Below are 756 nucleotides of genomic sequence, written 5' to 3'. Positions count from 1 at the left end.
GCCGGAACCGGGCGTGGACGGCCGATCATCTACCCCCGCCGGGACGTCGTGGATGCGATCCGCTACCTCGACCGGACTGGCTGCCAGTGGGACGCGCTGCCCGCCGACTTCCCCCACCACAAGCTCGTCTACCACTACTTCACGACCTGGACCCGCGACGGAACCTTGAACCGGATGCACAACAGCCTGCGCGAACAGGTCCGCGAACAGGTCGAGGGACGCAACCGGCAGCCGACGGCCGCTCTGGTCGACTCCCAGTCAGTACGCGGCGCGGAGACCGTCGGCCGGTCCGACCGCGGCTACGACGCCGGGAAGAAGGTCAACGGCCGGAAACGACACATCGCCGTCGACACCTGCGGACTGCTCCTCGTCGTCCTGGTCACCGGCGCGAACGTCCAGGACCGCGACGCCGCCCGACCCCTGCTGTGGGCGCTCCGCGCCTGCTTCCCCACCATCGGCCTGGTCTGGGCCGACAGCGGCTACGCCGGCAAACTCGTCGGCTGGGCCACCACCCGTCTCGCCCTGACCCTGCGGATCGTCGCCAAGCTCGCCGGGCAGAGCACCTTCGTCGTACTGCACCGCAGATGGGCGGTCGAACGAACCTTCTCCTGGATCAACCGGTGCCGACGCACCGTCCGAGACTACGAACGGCTACCCGCCCACCACGCCGCGATGGTCCAATGGGCCATGATCATCATGATGACCCGCCGCCTCGCCCGCCACCAACACACCTGAAACCCTTATTTACCAGGCTCT

The 756-nt window shown here is 68.1% G+C and carries 1 protein-coding gene; it reads left to right on the top strand.

Annotated features, from left to right (window positions below; translation table 11 throughout):
- The coding region (locus DKT69_RS00095) for an IS5 family transposase (protein WP_109799579.1) at positions 1-735 on the top strand (735 nt) is incomplete at its 5' end.
- Positions 736-756: the final 21 nt, after the last annotated feature.

Source organism: Micromonospora sicca, from assembly GCF_003172935.1.
Classification (GTDB): Bacteria; Actinomycetota; Actinomycetes; order Mycobacteriales; family Micromonosporaceae; genus Micromonospora; species Micromonospora sicca.
This window is presented reverse-complemented; position numbering and strand designations above follow the sequence as displayed.